The 2,153-nt window shown below is 72.8% G+C and carries 2 protein-coding genes and 1 pseudogene; 1 reads left to right on the top strand and 2 read right to left on the bottom strand.

Annotation, left to right across the window (positions count from 1 at the left end; all coding sequences use genetic code 11):
* Together HW445_RS28075 and HW445_RS28070 are read right to left on the bottom strand one after the other, a co-directional pair.
* Positions 1 to 153: pseudogene (locus tag HW445_RS28075) on the bottom strand (uracil-DNA glycosylase); the annotation flags it as partial.
* A gap of 72 nt (positions 154 to 225) precedes the next feature.
* Positions 226 to 1,758, bottom strand: coding sequence for a YfcC family protein (locus HW445_RS28070; protein ID WP_180223664.1), 1,533 nt, complete (start codon positions 1,756 to 1,758; stop codon positions 226 to 228).
* On the opposite strand from HW445_RS28070, the gene HW445_RS34475 reads away from it, so the two are divergent.
* Positions 1,726 to 2,153: RNA-binding S4 domain-containing protein (locus HW445_RS34475; protein ID WP_374939710.1), on the top strand; the 428-nt coding region annotated here is incomplete at its 3' end. The two genes, HW445_RS28070 and HW445_RS34475, sit on opposite strands and share 33 nt — an antisense overlap.

Raw genomic sequence — 2,153 nt, 5'->3', positions numbered from 1 at the left:
GGGCCCGAACCCGGGCACCGGCCGCCCCCAGTACTCCCAGTCGGCGAACGCGGCGCGCTTGACCCGGGCGACCTCCTCCCGCCAGGCGACCAGCCGCGGGCAGGCCCGGCAGTCGCAGATCCGCCGGTCGAGGGCTGCGAGGTCGTCGTCCATACCGTCCCAGCGTAGGACAGGCGGCCCGCCGGACGGCCGGACCGCCAGGCGGACGGACGGCCGGACCGCAGGTCAGGTGAAGGCCGCGCCCGCCGCCAGGAAGAGGCAGATCAGCAGGAAGAGCAGCCCGAGCAGCGGCAGCACGAACCGGATGTACCGGTTGTAGCCCACCTTGGCGAGCGCGCAGCCGCCCATGATCACCGCACTCGTCGGCACCCAGAGGTTCATGATCCCGCTGGACGCCTGCCAGGCGGTGACCGCCACCGCCCGGGAGACGCCGGCGAAGTCGGCCAGCGGGGCGATGATCGGCATGGCCAGGGTGGCGTGCCCGGACGTCGACGGGATCAGGAACGCCAGCGGCAGGTTCACGACGAACACCAGGATCGCGAAGATTCCTGAGGAGGTGCCCTCCACCACCCCTTCCACACCGTGCAGCACGGTGTCGGTGATCCGCGAGTTGTTCATGATCACCGTCACCCCGCGGGCCAGCACCACCACCAGCGCGGGCGCGACGAAGTCCGCCGCGCCCCGCACCACCGTCTCGCTGACCCGCTGCTCCCCCATCCGTGCGATCGCCCCCACCAGTACCGCCGCCACCAGGAACATCGCCGCCAGCTGCGGGAAGTACCAGCCCAGCTCGAAGCCGTAGGGGACGGCGTCCGCGTCACCGGTGAGCGCGGCGGACCAGGGGACCACCGCGAAGATCATGAAGGCGAAGACCAGCACCATCGTGGTCAGGACGGCCCGCTCCGTGCCGTGCAGCGGTGGCACCTCGCGCCGCGACTCCGCGGCCAGCTCCTGGTCGCCGGGCAGGAACCCGGAGAGGGAGCGCTGCGGGCTCCGCCGGACCCGGCGGGCGTAGCGCAGCACATGCCCGACGGTCACCGAGGTCAGCACCAGCCACATCGCGAAGCGCAGCACGATGCCGTCGCCCAGCGAGATGTCGGCGGCCGAGGACGCCACCCCGGTGGCGAACGGGTTCACCGTCGAGGTCAGCACGCCGACACCCGCGCCGAGGACGGTCACCCCGAGCGCGGTCATCCGGTCGTAGCCCAGCGCCAGCGTCAGCGGCACGATCAGTCCGTAGAACCCCAGCGTCTCCTCGGCGAACCCGGAGACCGTGCCGAGCACCGCGAAGACCAGCATGATCGCCACGATCAGCAGGGAGCTGCGGTCGCGCAGCCGGTGGGCCAGCCGTTCGATGCCGTGGTTGAGCGCGCCGGTCGCGAACACCATGGTGATGAACGCGCCGATCGCCAGCACGTAGAGGAAGACGCCGGCCGCCCCGTACAGCTCGCCCGCCAGGTCGGGGCCGACCACCCCGTTCTCGTCGCGGATGCCGTACAGGCCGTTGACCGGGGCGAGGAAGAGGTCGTTCAGCCGGTCGAGGAAGCTCAGCCCGGAGTCGACCCGGTGGTAGGTGCCCTGCACCGGCGCGCCGTCCGCGTCCCGGTCGTAGACGCCGGGCGGGATGAGGAACGCCAGCAGCCAGACCGCCAGCGTGACGAAGACCAGCACGGTCAGCGCGCTGGGGAAGACGAACCGCCGGCGCGGCGGGTGTCCGTCCCCGGCCTGGGACCGGGTCGGCGGTACGGCACTGCTCATGGCCCGGGCTGCTCCCCTCCGGCGTCGGTCGCGTCAGCCCAGCCTGGGAGCACGGCACGCCGGACGCACGCCCGGGTGGGCCGATCAGCCGTCCCGCCGGTGCGCCCCGCGGGCCCCGGGGACGGGGCCGTCCGCAGTAGAGTCGACCGCATGAGTGAGAGCGTTCGGGTGGACGTCTGGATCTGGTCGGTGCGCCTGGTCAAGACCCGCTCGCTGGCGGCCGCCGCCTGCCGCGGCGGGCACGTCCGGGTGAACGGGGAGCGGGTGAAGCCCGCCCACGCGCTGAGGACCGGCGACGAGGTCCGGGTCCGGCAGGAGGGCCGGGAGCGCGTCGTCGTGGTCAAGCAGCTGATCCGCAAGCGCGTCGGCGCGCCCGTCGCCGTCGAGTGCTACGT

Source organism: Streptomyces sp. UH6, assembly GCF_013421635.1.
GTDB lineage: Bacteria > Actinomycetota > Actinomycetes > Streptomycetales > Streptomycetaceae > Streptomyces > Streptomyces abyssomicinicus.
This window is presented reverse-complemented; position numbering and strand designations above follow the sequence as displayed.